Origin of the sequence: Streptomyces sp. NPDC021019, from assembly GCF_044333295.1 — a bacterium.
Taxonomy (GTDB): Bacteria; Actinomycetota; Actinomycetes; order Streptomycetales; family Streptomycetaceae; genus Streptomyces.
Window position 1 is genome coordinate 1055702 of record NZ_JBIRQR010000001.1, and the last position, 15676, is coordinate 1071377.

A 15676-nucleotide genomic window follows, 5' to 3' on the forward strand; every position below is an offset into this window, starting at 1 on the left:
CCACCTCTTGAACGTCCGCGCCGCCCACTCTAGAGTCCTAACGGAAGAATGGAATTAAACGTTAGACGGGGGAGTGCGGCTCATGCTGCTTGCTCAGATCAGCGACCTGCACCTGGACGGCGGCGAACGCGCGACCCGGCGGGCCGCCCGCGTCATGGACCATCTGCGGGCCCTGCCACGCCCGGTCGACGCGCTGCTGGTCACCGGGGACATCGCCGACCACGCGGCGGAGGCCGAGTACGAGGAGGCGGTACGCCTTCTGGACGCACCGTTCCCCGTGCTCGCCTGCCCGGGCAACCACGACGCCCGCCCCGCCTACCTCAAGGCGTTCCTGGGGGAGGCTCCCGGCACCGCGCCCGTCAACCGGGTCCACCGCATCGCCGGGTGCGCCATCCTGATGTGCGACTCCACGATCCCCGGCCGCGACGAGGGGCGCCTCGCCCCGGAGACGCTGGCCTGGATCGACGCCACGCTCGCCGGGCTGCCCGACGGCGTCCCCGCGCTGATCGCCTTCCACCAGCCGCCCGTCGAACTCCATCACCCGCTGCCGGACGCCGGGATGCTCCAGGAGCCCGAGCGGCTCGCCGCCCGGCTCGCCGCCCACCCGCGGGTCGTCGCCGTCCTCACCGGACACGCCCACACGGCCGCCGCCTCGGTCTTCGGCGGCCGCCCCCTGATCGTCGGCCCCGCCGTCACCTGGACCCTGCGCCTGCCCTGGGAGGGGGACCGCCCGGCGGACCGGGACCAGCCGCCGGGCCTGGCGTTCCACGTCCTGGGCGAGGACCGTCGGCTGACCACGCACTTCCGCGTCGTCCCCTGAGCACCCCGAACCCGGCGCTCCGGCTGCCCCGGGCGATAATCCTCATCCTCCCGGGGGATCGTGTGCGATGATTTGCGCGCCCCCGGTCGTCGGCAGTACCGGACCGGACGGCACCCGCCCGCCCCCGCCCGCAGTGGCGGCACGCGGTGCGTGCCACTCTTCTTGACGCACGCTCACATCGAACGCAGGCCAGCGGGGTACGGAAAAAGCCGATACAGCGCTGCTCGACCCCAAGGACAGACAGCCATGACCACCGCCTCCCTGCCCCAGCACCACGGGCTCTTCCTGGAGCCCCGCTTCGCCGTGGACCCGACCGCGACGGAGGAGGACGAGGACTTCGACGCCGCGTACGACGCGCTGCCCGCGCCCACCACCTCGGCCAAGGAGCCGGAGCGGACTACCCGCCGCCCGCGCCGCCGCTGATCCGGGCGGCGGTCCCCTCCGGCCCGGAAAACCGCTGGAGGCCCCGCCGCCCGCCCGGTAGTCTCTCCGCCATGACCAGCCCCGAGTCCGACAGACTCCGGCCACCGGTGTGCCGGTGGCCGTGTTCGTGCTGAGCGTCGCCGGCTGACCCACGGGTCAACGGCCCCCTTCACCACGGTTCCACGCCCCCTGCTCACCGCGGGTCCGGGCCGTTCCCCCCCCGCGTACGCGCTGAAGCACCGCCGTACGCGGGGTACGTGCCACCGGCCGATCGTCACCGCAGGGCACCTCTCCGTGCCACCGGCCGATCACCGCCGGGCACTTCTCCCGCGACGTCCCGCCGGACCACCGGCGGACGTCTCCGCGGCCCGTATCCCCGCACTCCGGTCTGTCTGTCCACCCGACGGTTCCGTCCAAGGGGCTACTCACCCATGCCATTCGCCGTCTACGTCCTGGGCCTCGCGGTCTTCGCCCAGGGCACCTCCGAGTTCATGCTGTCCGGGCTCGTCTCCGGCATCGCCGCCGACCTCGACGTCTCCCTCTCCGCCGCCGGCCTCCTCACCTCCGCCTTCGCCGTCGGGATGGTCGTCGGCGCACCCCTGATGGCGCTCGCGGGCCGCGCCTGGCCCCGCCGCCGCGCCCTGCTCCTCTTCCTCGCGGTGTTCGTCGCCGTCCATGTCGTCGGCGCTCTCACCCCGAGCTACGAGGTGCTCCTGGTGACCCGTTTCGCCGGGGCCCTCGCCAACGCGGGCTTCTGGGCGGTCGCGCTGACCACGGCCATCGCGATGGTCCCGGACCGGCTGAAGGGCCGGGCCACCGCCGTGGTGGTCGGCGGCGTGACGATCGCCTGCGTCGTGGGCGTACCGGCCGGCGCGGTGCTGGGGGAGCGGTGGGGGTGGCGGTCGGCCTTCTGGGCGGTCGCGATCGTCTCGCTGCCCGCGTTCCTCGCGGTCCTGCGCTCCATCCCGGGCGGCCGGGGTACGGACACGGGCGCCGCTCCCGTACCCGTGCGGGACGAACTGCGCGCGCTGACCGGCCCCGGGCCGCGGCCGGTCCTGCTCACGATGGCCCTGGTGCAGGGGGCGACCTTCTGCGCCTTCTCCTACCTGGAGCCGCTCCTCACCCGGGAGACGGGGCTGGGCGCGGGATGGGTGCCGGTGTCCCTGGCGCTGTTCGGGGCGGGTTCGTTCGCCGGGGTCACGGTGGCGGGCCGGTTCGCCGACGCCCGCCCGGTCGCCGTCATCGCCACGGGCATGACCGCCCTCACCCTCGGCTGGGCGGCCCTCGCCCTGACGGCGGGCCGCCCGGTGCTCGCCCTGGCGCTGATCCCGCTGCTCGGCATGCTCGCCTTCGGTACGGGCACCGCCCTGATCACCCGGGTCCTGGGCCTCGCCTCCGGGGCCCCGACGCTGGCCGGCGCCTTCTCGACGACCGCGTTCAACCTGGGGGCGGCGGTGGGGCCGTGGGCGGGCGGCCTGGCCCTGGACGCCGGGTTCGGCTACCGGGCCCCGGTCTGGGTGAGCGCCCTGCTGATGGTCCTGGCCCTGCTCGTCGCCGCGACGACGGCGAAGGGCCGCCGCTCCCGAGCGGGGGAGCGGCGGCCCTCAGAGGCTGTCGACCTGAGCGCCGACGGGCGCTTGTGAATCAGAGAACGCGGACCGCGCCGGTCGGCCGGTCGTAGTCCATGGAGCGCTGCACCGTGCCGGTGTTGGAGTTCTGCGCCCCGACGAACTCGCCGCCGCCGACGTAGATCGCGACGTGGTACGCGCTGCCCGCGCTACCCCAGTAGAGGATGTCGCCGGGCTGGAGGTTGTCCAGGGAGACCTGGGTGCCGAACGTCGACTGGGACTGCGAGACGCGCGGCAGGTCGATGCCCGCTGTGCGGTACGCGGCCTGGACCAGGCCGGAGCAGTCCCAGGAGTTGGGGCCGGTGCCGCCGGGCACGTACGCGTCGCCGACCTGCGCCTTGGCGAACGCCACGATGGAGGCGGCGGAGCCGCTCACGTTCGAGGAGGAGGAAGAAGGCGCGGAGGCGGAGCTGCCCGAGTCCGAGGAGCCCGACGAGCCGGAGGAGGCGCTGAGCGTCGTGCGCTCGGAGGTCCGGGAGGCGCGCTCGGCGCGCTCCTCGGCCTCCGCCTCGGCCTTGGCCTTCGCGGCGGCTTCGGCCTTCTTCTTGGCCTCGGCCTTGCGGACGGCCTCGGCGTGCGCCTTCTTGGCCGTCTTGGCGGCCTTCTCGGCCGCGGCGTCCTCGTCGGCCTGCGTCTCCAGGTCGAGGGCGACCTGCTGGGTGGCCTGGGCGGAGGCGGCCACGGCGGTGGAGAAGCCGGACGTGATCGTGGGCATCTCGATCGTCTGGGTCACCGGCTCGGCCTGGGCCGGACCGGCGGCACCCGCGACCGCGATGGTGCTGAGGACGCCACCGGCAACTCCGGCTCGCAGTGCCGACTTCGAGGCGCGCTGACGGGGCTTCCGGTGGCTGGGTATGTGAGCGGTGTGGGACATAGGTACTAGCGCTATCAGGGCTGTAGGGCTCCCATCAAGAAACGTGTGTTGCGACACAGTTACGTTCGGAATCTGTGAATCCGCTTTCGGGGCACCTTTATTGACGCCGTAACGGGCAAATCGGGCGGCACCTATCAGGCCCGTGATCATTGCCTTTCGGTAATACGCCCGAATTGCCCGTCGCTTACCATCCGTTCACACTGATGGCCAAGCCCGGCTTTCCGGGGTGCGGGGCCGAGTGGCGCAGGTCACAGTGCGGGTGTGTCGGAACGGGCAACCCTCGCGGCCGCGATCCGCGTGGCCGCCGCACGGGGGTCCGTGGTTGCCCACGGGCCCCCGGGATCGCCTCGCGGTCGTCCCGTGCCGGTGGAGGCGGCGACTCCACTCGCGGGCCGGGCCGGCGTGGTGGCGCCCTCCGGGTGCTCGATCCGGAAGTTCGTGAATGCGTGCACATGTCCGCATCGACCCCCACCGCCCCTCGCGCGGGCGATCGTCGAGCGGGCCGCCGCCGGAGTCGCCCCGCCGGGCCGCCGCCGGAGTCGCCCCGCCGGGCGGTCGTCGATCTCGGGTGGCGCCCTTATCACTCCCGGGCGTTCCATCGCCAATTTGCTTGTACGGGCCGCCCATTGATAGCGCGGCACGCCTTTGACCAGCGGTAACGCCGCCGAATGTCACGTCTCGTGATCACTCGGCCGCTTCGCGTACGAAGATCACCGCTCATAGGACTTCATGATCCTTCGTCAGGTGGTGGAGATCACAAAGCCGTTGTCGTACCCCGTGTCGCAGATCACAGGGGGCCGGGCATAGGATGCGGGGCAGTCGGGCTTGTGAACTGCCTCACATGTGCACGATCTTGGTGAGGTGGCGAGCCGGTCGCCCGATGCGGTCCACAGGTCAAGGACGACTGGAAGGAGCGAGGAGCGTGAATGCCTACGCGCCCATCCTCGTGCTCGGCGCCCTCGGGGCAGGGTTTGCGATCTTCTCCGTGGTCATGGCCACGCTTATCGGCCCCAAGCGGTACAACCGGGCAAAGCTCGAAGCGTACGAGTGCGGTATCGAACCCACCCCGACTCCCGCCGGAGGCGGCCGCTTCCCGATCAAGTACTACCTGACGGCGATGCTTTTCATCGTCTTCGACATCGAGATCGTCTTCCTCTATCCCTGGGCGGTCTCCTTCGACGCCCTGGGGATCTTCGGGCTCGTGGAGATGCTGCTCTTCGTGCTCACCGTCTTCGTCGCCTATGCGTATGTATGGCGTCGCGGCGGCCTGGAATGGGACTGAGGGGCTGAGGGGCACACCATGGGACTCGAAGAGAAACTGCCGAGCGGCTTCGTTCTGACCACGGTCGAGCAGGCCGCGGGCTGGGTGCGGAAGTCGTCCGTCTTCCCGGCCACGTTCGGACTGGCCTGCTGCGCCATCGAGATGATGACGACCGGCGCGGGCCGCTACGACCTGGCCCGGTTCGGGATGGAGGTCTTCCGCGGATCACCGCGACAGGCTGACCTGATGATCGTCGCGGGTCGGGTGAGTCAGAAGATGGCGCCCGTCCTGCGGCAGGTCTACGACCAGATGCCGAATCCCAAGTGGGTCATCTCCATGGGAGTTTGCGCGTCATCGGGTGGGATGTTCAACAATTACGCCATTGTGCAGGGTGTTGATCATATTGTCCCGGTCGATATCTATTTGCCGGGTTGTCCGCCGCGCCCCGAGATGCTGCTGGACGCCATCCTCAAGCTCCACCAGAAGATCCAGGACGGGAAACTCGGGGTCAACGCGGAGGAGGCCGCCCGCGAGGCGGAGGAAGCGGCCCTCAAGGCGCTGCCCCTGATCGAGATGAAGGGGCTGCTGCGGTGACCGAGAACTCCGACGCGAACGGCGAGCAGAACGGCAACGCCGTACCCGCCCCGCGCGACACCGGCGGCGAGGTCATCCGCGTCCGCAAGGGCATGTTCGGCGCGAACAACGGCGGCGACACCTCCGGCTACGGCGGCCTCGTCCGCACCATCACCCTGCCGGGAGCCGCATCCCGGCCGTACGGCGGCTGGTTCGACGAGGTGGCCGACGAGCTCGAAGGGGCCCTGGAGGAACAGGACCTGCTCCCCTCCCACGCCATCGAGAAGACGGTCGTCGACCGCGACGAGCTGACCTTCCACATCGCCCGCGAGCACCTGGTCCAGGTCGCCCGCACCCTGCGCGACGACCCCGCCCTGCGCTTCGAACTCTGTACGGGCGTGAGCGGCGTCCACTTCCTGGGCGACAAGGGCCGCGAACTGCACGCCGTCTACCACCTGCGGTCCCTCACCCACGGGCGGCTGATCCGGCTGGAGGTCTCCGCCCCGGACAGCGACCCGCACATCCCGTCGCTCGTCGAGATCTACCCGACCAACGACTGGCACGAGCGCGAGGCGTACGACTTCTTCGGGCTCGTCTTCGACGGGCACCCGGCCCTGACCCGGATCATGATGCCGGACGACTGGCAGGGCTTCCCGCAGCGCAAGGACTACCCCCTCGGCGGCATCGCCGTCGAGTACAAGGGCGCCCAGATCCCGGCTCCGGACCAGCGGAGGTCGTACTCCTGATGACCACTCCCCACGCGACACCCCGAGCGACCACCGAGGGGACTGTATATACAGTCACCGGCGGCGACTGGGACGAGGTCGTCGAGTCCGCGGTGAAGTCCGACGACGAGCGCATCATCGTCAACATGGGCCCCCAGCACCCGTCCACGCACGGCGTGCTGCGCCTCATCCTGGAGATCGACGGCGAGACCGTCACCGAGGCCCGCTGCGGCATCGGCTACCTCCACACCGGCATCGAGAAGAACCTCGAATTCCGCAACTGGACGCAGGGCACCACCTTCGTCACGCGCATGGACTACCTGACGCCTTTCTTCAACGAGACGGCGTACTGCCTGGGCGTCGAGAAACTCCTCGGCATCGAGGACCAGATCCCCGACCGGGCCACCGTCCTGCGCGTCCTGCTGATGGAGCTCAACCGGCTCGCCTCGCACCTGGTGTGCATCGCCACCGGCGGCATGGAGCTCGGCGCCACCACGATCATGATCTACGGCTTCCGCGACCGTGAGCTGGTGCTCGACCTCTTCGAGCTCTTCACCGGCCTGCGGATGAACCACGCGTTCGTCCGCCCCGGCGGCCTCGCCCAGGACCTGCCCCCGGGCGCGGTCGACCGGCTGCGCGAGTTCATCAAGACCATGAAGAAGAACCTGCCGGAGTACGACAAGCTCGCCACCGGCAACCCCATCTTCAAGGCCCGGATGAAGGACGTCGGCTACCTCGACCTCACCGGTTGCATGGCGCTCGGCGCCACCGGCCCGGTGCTGCGCTCCGCCGGACTCCCGCACGACCTGCGCAAGAGCGACCCCTACTGCGGCTACGAGACCTACGACTTCGAGGTCCCGACCGCCGACACCTGCGACTCCTACGGACGCTTCCTCATCCGGCTGGAGGAGATGCGCCAGTCGCTGCGCATCATCGAGCAGTGCATCGACCGCCTGGAGCCCGGGCCGGTCATGGTCGCCGACAAGAAGATCGCCTGGCCCGCCCAGCTCGCACTCGGCCCGGACGGACTCGGCAACTCGCTCGACCACATCCGGAACATCATGGGCACCTCCATGGAAGCCCTGATCCACCACTTCAAGCTGGTGACCGAGGGGTTCCGGGTCCCGGCCGGTCAGGTGTACACCGCCGTCGAGTCCCCCAAGGGCGAACTCGGCGTGCACGTCGTCTCCGACGGCGGCACCCGCCCCTACCGGGTCCACTTCCGCGACCCGTCCTTCACCAACCTCCAGGCCATGGCGGCGATGTGCGAAGGCGGCCAGGTCGCCGACGTCATCGTCGCCGTCGCGTCCATCGACCCCGTGATGGGAGGCGTCGACCGGTGACCACATCACGCCAAGACGTCAGTCTGGGGATGCCGCAGCTCCCCGCCACCCCCTACCCGGCCGAGGTGCGCGCCCGGCTCGACGCGGACGCGAAGGAGGTGCTCGCCCGCTACCCCGGCAGCCGCTCCGCCCTCCTGCCGCTGCTGCACCTCGTGCAGTCCGAGGAGGGATACGTCTCCCGTACGGGCATGGCCTTCTGCGCCGAGACGCTCGACCTCACCACCGCCGAGGTCACCGCCGTCGCGACGTTCTACTCCATGTACCGGCGCAGGCCGAGCGGCGACTACCAGGTCGGCGTCTGCACCAACACCCTGTGCGCGGTCATGGGCGGCGACGCCATCTTCGACACGCTCAAGGAGCACCTCGGCGTCGGCAACAACGAGACCACCGACGACGGCAAGGTCACCCTCGAACACATCGAGTGCAACGCCGCCTGCGACTTCGCGCCCGTCGTGATGGTCAACTGGGAGTTCTTCGACAACCAGACGCCCCAGAGCGCAACGCAACTCGTCGACGACCTGATCGCCGGCCGGACCGTCGAGCCCACCCGGGGCGCGCCGATCTGCTCGTACAAGGAGACGGCCCGCATCCTGGCCGGCTTCCCCGACGAGCGGCCCGGCGCCGTCGAGGCGACCGGCGGCGCGGGCCCTGCCTCCCTCGTCGGGCTGAAGCTCGCCAAGGGCGAGGCCCTCCCGCAGGCGCGCGTGGTCTCCCCGCGCGCCGGACAGCCCCAGGACGCGCGACCGCAGGACGCGCAGCCCCAGGACGGGCAACCGCACGACCCTTCGCCGTCCGAGCACCTCAGCTCGCACGACGCACCGCAGCAGACCTCGGCCTCCGACCCGGAGCACCCGGCCGGGCCCGCAGCCGAGGAGGGGGAGTGATGACCTTGGCCGCCGAGATCGACCACAACGGGACGAGCCCCGAGAAGCTGCTCGCACCGGTCCTCTCCGCCTTCTGGGACCAGCCCGAATCCTGGACCCTGGACACCTACCGCCGCCACGAGGGCTACGAAGGGCTGCGCAAGGCGCTCGCCATGGCGCCCGACGACCTCATCGCGTACGTCAAGGACTCCGGTCTGCGCGGACGTGGCGGCGCGGGCTTCCCCACCGGGATGAAGTGGCAGTTCATCCCGCAGGGGGACGGCAAACCGCACTATCTGGTCGTCAACGCCGACGAGTCGGAGCCGGGGACCTGCAAGGACATCCCGCTCCTCTTCGCGAACCCGCACAGCCTCATCGAGGGCATCGTGATCGCCTGTTACGCGATCCGTTCGTCGCACGCGTTCATCTATCTGCGCGGTGAGGTCGTCCCCGTGCTGCGACGGCTGCACGAGGCCGTACGAGAGGCGTACGAGGCGGGTTATCTGGGGACGAACATCCTGGGTTCAGGACTCGATCTGGAACTCACGGTGCACGCGGGCGCCGGTGCGTACATCTGCGGTGAGGAAACCGCGCTGCTCGACTCTCTCGAAGGACGGCGTGGCCAGCCCCGGCTGCGGCCCCCCTTCCCCGCGGTCGCCGGTCTGTACGCCTGCCCCACTGTGGTGAACAACGTCGAGTCCATCGCCTCGGTTCCCGCGATCCTGAACAAGGGCAAGGACTGGTTCAAGTCGATGGGCAGCGAGAAGTCCCCGGGCTTCACGCTCTACTCGCTCAGCGGCCATGTCACCAGCCCCGGCCAGTACGAGGCCCCGCTCGGCATCACGCTGCGCCAGCTCCTCGACATGAGCGGCGGCATCCGGTCCGGTCACCGCCTGAAGTTCTGGACCCCGGGCGGCTCCTCCACCCCGATGTTCACCGAGGAGCACCTCGACGTCCCCCTCGACTACGAGGGCGTCGGCGCCGCCGGGTCCATGCTCGGCACCAAGGCGCTCCAGTGCTTCGACGAGACGACCTGCGTCGTGCGGGCCGTCACCCGCTGGACCGAGTTCTACGCCCATGAGTCCTGCGGCAAGTGCACGCCCTGCCGCGAAGGGACCTACTGGCTGGTCCAGTTGCTCCGCGACATCGAGGGCGGCAAGGGCGAGATGGCCGACCTCGACAAGCTCAACGACATCGCCGACAACATCAACGGCAAGTCGTTCTGCGCGCTCGGCGACGGTGCCGCCTCGCCGATCTTCTCCTCGCTCAAGTACTTCCGCGAGGAGTACGAGCAGCACATCACCGGCAAGGGCTGCCCCTTCGACCCCGCCCGGTCCACGGCCTGGGCCGACGACAAGAACACCGACGGCAAGAACGCTCACCGGGGGGTGAACGCATGACAGTCACCACGAGTGCGCCCTCCGGGGGCGGCGAGGCGGCGATCCCGCCCGAGGACCTGGTCACGCTGACCATCGACGGCATCGAGATCAGCGTCCCCAAGGGGACCCTGGTCATCCGCGCCGCCGAGCTCCTCGGCATCGAGATCCCGCGCTTCTGCGACCACCCGCTCCTCGACCCCGCCGGCGCCTGCCGCCAGTGCATCGTCGAGGTCGAGGGCCAGCGCAAGCCGATGGCCTCCTGCACCATCACCTGCACCGACGGCATGGTCGTCAAGTCGCAGATCACCTCTCCTGTCGCCGAGAAGGCGCAGAAGGGCGTGATGGAGCTGCTGCTGATCAACCATCCGCTGGACTGCCCCGTCTGCGACAAGGGCGGCGAGTGCCCGCTCCAGAACCAGGCGATGTCGCACGGCGGCGCCGACTCCCGCTTCGAGGGCAAGAAGCGGACGTTCGAGAAGCCCGTACCGATCTCCACCCAGGTGCTGCTGGACCGCGAGCGGTGCGTGCTCTGCGCGCGGTGCACCCGGTTCTCCAACCAGGTGGCGGGCGACCCGATGATCGAGCTGATCGAGCGCGGCGCCCTCCAGCAGGTCGGCACCGGCGAGGGCGACCCCTTCGAGTCGTACTTCTCCGGCAACACCATCCAGATCTGCCCGGTCGGCGCGCTGACCTCGGCGGCGTACCGCTTCCGCTCCCGCCCCTTCGACCTGGTCTCCACCCCCTCGGTGTGCGAGCAGTGCGCGGGCGGCTGCTCGACCCGCACCGACCACCGGCGCGGCAAGGTCATGCGCCGCCTCGCGGCCAACGACCCCGAGGTCAACGAGGAGTGGCTCTGCGACAAGGGGCGGTTCGGCTTCCGCTACGCCCAGCAGCGCGACCGGCTCACCACCCCGCTGGTCCGCAACGCCGAGGGCGAGCTGGAACCGGCGAGCTGGCCCGAGGCCCTGGAAGCAGCGGCGGCCGGACTCCTCGCCGCCCGCGGCCGTACCGGCGTCCTGACCGGCGGCCGGCTCACCGTCGAGGACGCCTACGCGTACAGCAAGTTCGCCCGGGTCGCCCTCGACACCAACGACGTCGACTTCCGCTCCCGGGTGCACAGCGCCGAGGAGGCCGACTTCCTGGCCGCCCGGGTCGCCGGACGCGGCCGGGACCTGGACGGCGAGGGGGTCACGTACACCGCGCTGGAGAAGGCCCCGGCGGTCCTGCTCGTCGGGTTCGAGTCCGAGGAGGAGGCGCCCGGCGTCTTCCTGCGGCTGCGCAAGGCCCACCGCAAGAGCGGCCAGAAGACCTTCGCGCTCGCCTCGCACGCCACCCGGGGCCTGGTGAAGGCGGGCGGCACGCTGCTGCCCGCCGCCCCCGGCACCGAGGCCGAGTGGCTCGACGCGCTCGCGGGCGGCGTCGGCCTGGAGGCCGAAGGGGCCGCCGCGGCCGAAGCGCTCCGCGCCGAGCACTCCCTGATCATCGTCGGCGAGCGGCTCGCCGGAGTGCCCGGTGCGCTGTCCGCCGCCGTCCGCACCGCCACCGCCACCGGCGCACGCCTGGTGTGGATCCCGCGCCGGGCGGGCGACCGGGGCGCGGTGGAGGCGGGCGCGCTCCCCACCCTGCTGCCCGGCGGCCGCCCGGCCACCGACCCGCGGGCCCGCGAGGAGGTCGCGGAGGTGTGGCGGGTGGCCGAACTGCCCACCCGCCACGGCCGCGACACCGGCCAGATCGTCGAGGCCGCGGCCACCGGCGAACTGGGCGCGCTGCTCGTCGCCGGGGTCGGCGTCGAGGACCTGCCCGACCCGAACCGTGCCCTCCGGGCGCTGAACGAGGTCGGCTTCCTGGTCTCGCTGGAACTGCGGCCGAGTGCGGTGTCCGCCCGGGCGGACGTGGTCTTCCCGGTCGCCGCCGTCGCGGAGAAGTCCGGCACCTTCCTCAACTGGGAGGGCCGGGTCCGGATGTTCCAGGCGGCGCTGAAGCCGGAGCAGATGCCCCGGACGCTGGCGCCGACGGACTCCCGGGTGCTGCACATGCTGGCCGACGCCATGGACGTGCACTTCGCCCTGCCGGACCTGACCGCCGCCCGCCGCGAGCTGGACCGGCTCGGCGGCTGGGAGGGCGGCCACGCGGATGACCCGCGCGAGAGTGCGCGGCCGCTGCCCCGGCCCGGCGACGGCGAGGCGGTCCTCGCGGGCCACCGGATGCTGCTCGACCTCGGCCGGCTCCAGGAGGGCGACACCGCGCTCGCCGGGACCCGGCACGCGGCCGTCGCCCGGCTCTCGGCGGTCACCGCCGCCGAGTCCGGCGTCAAGGACGGCGACCTGCTCGCCGTCACCGGCCCCGCGGGCACCGTCGAACTGCCCCTCGCGGTCACCGACATGCCGGACCGGGTGGTCTGGGTGCCGCTGAACTCGGTGGGGCGCGGCATCCCCGCCGACACCGGCGCGAACCCCGGCGGCCTGGTGCGGATCGGCCCCGCCGCCGCACCGGGTGCGCCCGTCGAACCATCGGAGGTACGAGCGTGACTGGCCTCGCCGCATTCACGACGGCGCCCGAGAGCGTCGTCCTCGCCGCCGAGGATCTCTCGATGTTCGGCACCGACCCCTGGTGGCTCGTCGTCATCAAGGCGGTCTTCTGCTTCGCGTTCCTGATGCTGATCGTGCTGTTCTCCATCGTGTGGGAGCGCAAGGTCGTCGCCTGGATGCAGCTGCGCGTCGGCCCCAACCGGCACGGCCCCTGGGGGTTGCTCCAGTCGCTCGCCGACGGCATCAAGCTGATGCTCAAGGAAGACGTGATCGTCAAGCGCGCGGACAAGGCGGTCTACGTCCTCGCGCCGATCCTCGCGGCGATCCCGGCCTTCATGGCGATCGCGGTGATCCCCTTCGGCCCGGCGGGCAACGAGGTCTCGATCTTCGGGCAGCGCACCACGATGCAGCTCACCGACCTCCCGATCGCCGCGCTCTACATCCTCGCCGTCGGCGCGGTCGGGGTGTACGGCTTCGTCCTCGGCGGCTGGTCCTCGGGCTCGACGTACCCGCTGCTCGGCGGAATCCGTTCGTCCGCCCAGATGATCTCGTACGAGATCGCCATGGGCGCGGCCTTCGCCTCGGTCTTCCTCTACTCCGGTTCGATGTCCACCTCGACCATCGTGGAGGCGCAGGCGGACCGCTGGTACATCATGCTGCTGCCGGTCTCGTTCATCATCTACATGGTGACCATGGTCGGTGAGGCCAGTCGGGCGCCGTTCGACATGCCGGAGTCCGAGGGCGACCTGGTCGGCGGGTTCAACACCGAGTACAGCTCCATCAAGTTCGCGATGTTCATGCTCGCCGAGTACATCCACATGGTGACCGTGTCGATGATCGCGGTGACGCTGTTCCTCGGCGGCTGGAGGGCCCCGTACCCGATCTCCGCCTTCTGGGAGGGTGCGAACCACGGCTGGTGGCCGATGCTCTGGTTCTTCCTGAAGCTCCAGGTGCTGATCTTCTTCTTCATCTGGCTGCGCGGCACGCTTCCCCGCGTGCGCTACGACCAGTTGATGAAGCTGGGCTGGAAGGTCCTCATCCCGGTCTCGGTGGTCTGGCTGATGCTCGTCGCCACCGTCCGGGCCCTGCGCAACGAGGGCTACGACTTCTCCCGGATCGTGCTGTACGTCGGTGCGGTCGTGATCGCGATCCTGCTGATCTCGTTCGTCGTCGACATGTTCCGCGACCGCAGGAACCGGGCCGAGGAGGAAGCGGCCGGACCGGAGCCCGCCTTCGACCCGATGGCGGGCGGGTTCCCGGTGCCTCCGCTGCCCGGACAGACCCTGCCGCCGGTGCCCAGGCGCACACCACGGCGGGAGCGGGAGCTCGTTGTCAGTGGTGGTGCGGATACTCAGAGTGACGAAAGCGCGAGTGACGGAAAGGAGGCCGGCGGTGTCTGAGAAACCAGAGCTCACGGGCTCATCGGGGTCCGCTGGGTCCTCGGGCCGGGCAGGGGAGCCGGGGGAGAAGTTCCAGAACCCCGTGGCCGGCTTCGGCGTGACCTTCAAGGCCATGTTCAAGAAGCGGCTCACCGAGCAGTATCCGGAGACGCCGAAGGTGACGGCACCCCGCTTCCACGGCCGCCACCAGCTCAACCGCCACCCGGACGGACTGGAGAAGTGCGTCGGCTGCGAGCTGTGCGCCTGGGCCTGTCCGGCGGACGCGATCTACGTGGAGGGCGCGGACAACACCGAGGAGGAGCGCTACTCCCCGGGAGAGCGCTACGGCCGCGTCTACCAGATCAACTACGCGCGCTGCATCCTGTGCGGACTCTGCATCGAGGCGTGCCCCACCCGGGCACTGACGATGACGAACGAGTTCGAGCTCGCCAACACCACCCGCGAAAGCCTCATCTACACCAAGGACGAGCTGCTCGCGGGCCTGGAAGAGGGCATGGTCGACAGCCCGCACGCGATCTTCCCCGGCATGGACGAGCAGGACTACTACCGGGGCGTGGTCACCGAGGCCGCTCCCGGCACGGTCCGTCAGACGGCCGTGTCCAAGGGCGAGGGCGACAAGCCCGACCAGGACGAGGACCCCATCGAGTCGACGCTGGCCGCCGACGCCCGGCAGGGAAAGGGGGTGGGGGAGTGAACGCGCTGGCCGCAGCCACCACCACCTCGACCGGCGAGGCCGTCCAGTTCTGGATCCTGGGCACCGTCGCCGTGATCGGCGCGCTCTCCACGGTGCTGATGAAGAAGTCCGTGCACAGCGCCCTCTCGCTCGCCGGGACCATGATCGTCCTCGCGGTCTTCTACCTCGCCAACGGCGCGTATTTCCTCGGCATCGTCCAGATCGTCGTCTACACCGGCGCGATCATGATGCTGTTCCTCTTCGTCGTCATGCTCGTCGGCGTCACCGCCGCCGACTCCGTCAAGGAGACCCTCAAGGGGCAGCGCTGGCTGGCCCTCGGGTGCGCTCTCGGCTTCGCGGTGCTGCTGATCGCAGGCATCGGCAACGCCTCCCTGAGCACCTTCAACGGGCTCGGCGCGGCCAACGCCCGGCACGGCGGCAACGTCGAGGGGATCGCCAACCTCATCTTCACCAAGTACGTCTTCGCCTTCGAGATCACCGGCGCCCTGCTGATCACCGCGACGGTCGGCGCGATGGTGCTCACGCACCGCGAACGCACCGAACGGGCGAAGACCCAGCGGGAGATGTCCGAGGAGCGCGTGCGCGGCAAGCACCTCCCGCCGCTCCCCGCCCCCGGCGTCTACGCCCGGCACAACGCGGTGGACATCCCCGGCCTGCTCCCCGACGGCACCCCGTCCGAGCTCACCGTCATGCAGACGCTGCGACAGCGCGGCCAGATCCGCGACGTCTCGCAGCAGTCCCTCGCCGACCTCAAGGCCCTGGAGCAGCGCTCCGGGGAGCGGCTCGGACGTGAGGACGCGGACGCCGTGGCGCGCGGAGCCAATCCCCCGTCCGCGGCGGAGAATTCGGAGGCCGCCAAGTGAACCCGGTCAACTACCTCTACCTCGCGGCCCTGCTCTTCGCGATCGGCGCCTCCGGGGTGCTGATCAGGCGGAACACGATCGTGCTGTTCATGTGCGTCGAGCTGATGCTCAACGCCTGCAATCTGGCGCTCGTCACGTTCTCCCGGATGCACGGCAACCTCGACGGGCAGATCGTCGCGTTCTTCACGATGGTCGTCGCCGCCGCGGAAGTCGTCGTCGGACTCGCGATCATCGTGTCGTTGTTCCGCTCCCGCCACTCGGCCTCGGTCGACGACGCCAGCCTGATGAAGCTGTAAGGGGTC

15 protein-coding genes are annotated in these 15676 nt (G+C 70.4%); 14 read left to right on the forward strand and 1 reads right to left on the reverse strand.

Annotated features, from left to right (window positions below; translation table 11 throughout):
• Nucleotides 1-82: 82 nt before the first annotated feature.
• From ACH4RG_RS04930 to ACH4RG_RS04940, 3 genes are all read left to right on the forward strand, one after another.
• The gene (locus tag ACH4RG_RS04930) at nt 83-820 is read left to right on the forward strand and encodes a metallophosphoesterase (protein ID WP_398539127.1); all 738 of its coding nucleotides are present in this window, start codon (nt 83-85) and stop codon (nt 818-820) included.
• 246 nt (nt 821-1066) lie between these two features.
• Entirely contained in the window at nt 1067-1243 is a 177-nt protein-coding gene (locus tag ACH4RG_RS04935) for a hypothetical protein (protein ID WP_397919717.1), read from the forward strand.
• 431 nt (nt 1244-1674) lie between these two features.
• The gene (locus ACH4RG_RS04940; protein WP_398161550.1) at nt 1675-2886 is read left to right on the forward strand and encodes a Cmx/CmrA family chloramphenicol efflux MFS transporter; all 1212 of its coding nucleotides are present in this window, start codon (nt 1675-1677) and stop codon (nt 2884-2886) included.
• A 1-nt stretch (nt 2887) separates the two neighbouring features.
• On the opposite strand, the gene ACH4RG_RS04945 is transcribed toward ACH4RG_RS04940, so the two are convergent.
• A complete protein-coding gene (locus ACH4RG_RS04945; RefSeq protein WP_397919721.1) occupies nt 2888-3745 on the reverse strand; it encodes a C40 family peptidase in 858 nt (285 codons plus the stop codon).
• Nucleotides 3746-4667: 922 nt separating this feature from the next.
• Here ACH4RG_RS04945 and ACH4RG_RS04950 point away from each other — a divergent pair.
• Genes ACH4RG_RS04950 through nuoK form a run of 11 tightly spaced genes read left to right on the forward strand, consistent with a single transcriptional unit; the run spans nt 4668 to nt 15670 of the window.
• Nucleotides 4668-5027, forward strand: a complete 360-nt coding sequence (locus ACH4RG_RS04950; RefSeq protein ID WP_003967084.1) for an NADH-quinone oxidoreductase subunit A — start codon at nt 4668-4670, stop codon at nt 5025-5027.
• A gap of 18 nt (nt 5028-5045) precedes the next feature.
• Entirely contained in the window at nt 5046-5600 is a 555-nt protein-coding gene (locus ACH4RG_RS04955; RefSeq protein ID WP_018490715.1) for an NADH-quinone oxidoreductase subunit B family protein, read from the forward strand.
• Nucleotides 5597-6325 carry an NADH-quinone oxidoreductase subunit C gene (locus ACH4RG_RS04960; protein ID WP_397919723.1) on the forward strand — a complete coding sequence of 243 codons (729 nt, stop codon included), beginning with the start codon at nt 5597-5599 and terminating at the stop codon, nt 6323-6325. The genes ACH4RG_RS04955 and ACH4RG_RS04960 overlap by 4 nt, the downstream gene beginning before the upstream one ends.
• Nucleotides 6325-7647, forward strand: a complete 1323-nt coding sequence (locus ACH4RG_RS04965; RefSeq protein ID WP_397919725.1) for an NADH-quinone oxidoreductase subunit D — start codon at nt 6325-6327, stop codon at nt 7645-7647. Before ACH4RG_RS04960 ends, ACH4RG_RS04965 begins: the two co-directional genes overlap by 1 nt.
• A 29-nt stretch (nt 7648-7676) precedes the next feature.
• A complete protein-coding gene (gene nuoE / locus ACH4RG_RS04970; protein ID WP_397919727.1) occupies nt 7677-8531 on the forward strand; it encodes an NADH-quinone oxidoreductase subunit NuoE in 855 nt (284 codons plus the stop codon).
• Nucleotides 8528-9910 carry an NADH-quinone oxidoreductase subunit NuoF gene (gene nuoF, locus ACH4RG_RS04975; RefSeq protein WP_398539128.1) on the forward strand — a complete coding sequence of 461 codons (1383 nt, stop codon included), beginning with the start codon at nt 8528-8530 and terminating at the stop codon, nt 9908-9910. Before nuoE ends, nuoF begins: the two co-directional genes overlap by 4 nt.
• Nucleotides 9907-12417, forward strand: coding sequence for an NADH-quinone oxidoreductase subunit G (locus ACH4RG_RS04980; protein ID WP_398539129.1), 2511 nt, complete (start codon nt 9907-9909; stop codon nt 12415-12417). Before nuoF ends, ACH4RG_RS04980 begins: the two co-directional genes overlap by 4 nt.
• Nucleotides 12414-13817 (forward strand): NADH-quinone oxidoreductase subunit NuoH, encoded by a 1404-nt coding sequence (nuoH, locus tag ACH4RG_RS04985; protein WP_398539130.1) that lies wholly within the window; start codon nt 12414-12416, stop codon nt 13815-13817. The genes ACH4RG_RS04980 and nuoH overlap by 4 nt, the downstream gene beginning before the upstream one ends.
• A complete protein-coding gene (gene nuoI, locus ACH4RG_RS04990; protein ID WP_398539131.1) occupies nt 13810-14511 on the forward strand; it encodes an NADH-quinone oxidoreductase subunit NuoI in 702 nt (233 codons plus the stop codon). The genes nuoH and nuoI overlap by 8 nt, the downstream gene beginning before the upstream one ends.
• A complete protein-coding gene (locus ACH4RG_RS04995; protein WP_397927717.1) occupies nt 14508-15374 on the forward strand; it encodes an NADH-quinone oxidoreductase subunit J in 867 nt (288 codons plus the stop codon). Before nuoI ends, ACH4RG_RS04995 begins: the two co-directional genes overlap by 4 nt.
• Nucleotides 15371-15670: an NADH-quinone oxidoreductase subunit NuoK gene (gene nuoK / locus ACH4RG_RS05000; RefSeq protein ID WP_018960446.1), complete on the forward strand. Its 300-nt coding sequence runs from the start codon at nt 15371-15373 to the stop codon at nt 15668-15670. Before ACH4RG_RS04995 ends, nuoK begins: the two co-directional genes overlap by 4 nt.
• The last annotated feature ends 6 nt before the right edge of the window (nt 15671-15676 follow it).

Excerpts from the sequence above, each read along its gene's own strand:
- ACH4RG_RS04930 (WP_398539127.1), top strand. The coding sequence starts at position 83 with ATGCTGCTTGCTCAGATCAGCGACCTGCACCTGGACGGCGGCGAACGC.
- ACH4RG_RS04935 (WP_397919717.1), top strand. The coding sequence starts at position 1,067 with ATGACCACCGCCTCCCTGCCCCAGCACCACGGGCTCTTCCTGGAGCCC.
- ACH4RG_RS04940 (WP_398161550.1), top strand. The coding sequence starts at position 1,675 with ATGCCATTCGCCGTCTACGTCCTGGGCCTCGCGGTCTTCGCCCAGGGC.
- ACH4RG_RS04945 (WP_397919721.1), bottom strand. The coding sequence starts at position 3,745 with ATGTCCCACACCGCTCACATACCCAGCCACCGGAAGCCCCGTCAGCGC.
- ACH4RG_RS04955 (WP_018490715.1), top strand. The coding sequence starts at position 5,046 with ATGGGACTCGAAGAGAAACTGCCGAGCGGCTTCGTTCTGACCACGGTC.
- ACH4RG_RS04965 (WP_397919725.1), top strand. The coding sequence starts at position 6,325 with ATGACCACTCCCCACGCGACACCCCGAGCGACCACCGAGGGGACTGTA.
- nuoE (WP_397919727.1), top strand. The coding sequence starts at position 7,677 with ATGCCGCAGCTCCCCGCCACCCCCTACCCGGCCGAGGTGCGCGCCCGG.
- ACH4RG_RS04980 (WP_398539129.1), top strand. The coding sequence starts at position 9,907 with ATGACAGTCACCACGAGTGCGCCCTCCGGGGGCGGCGAGGCGGCGATC.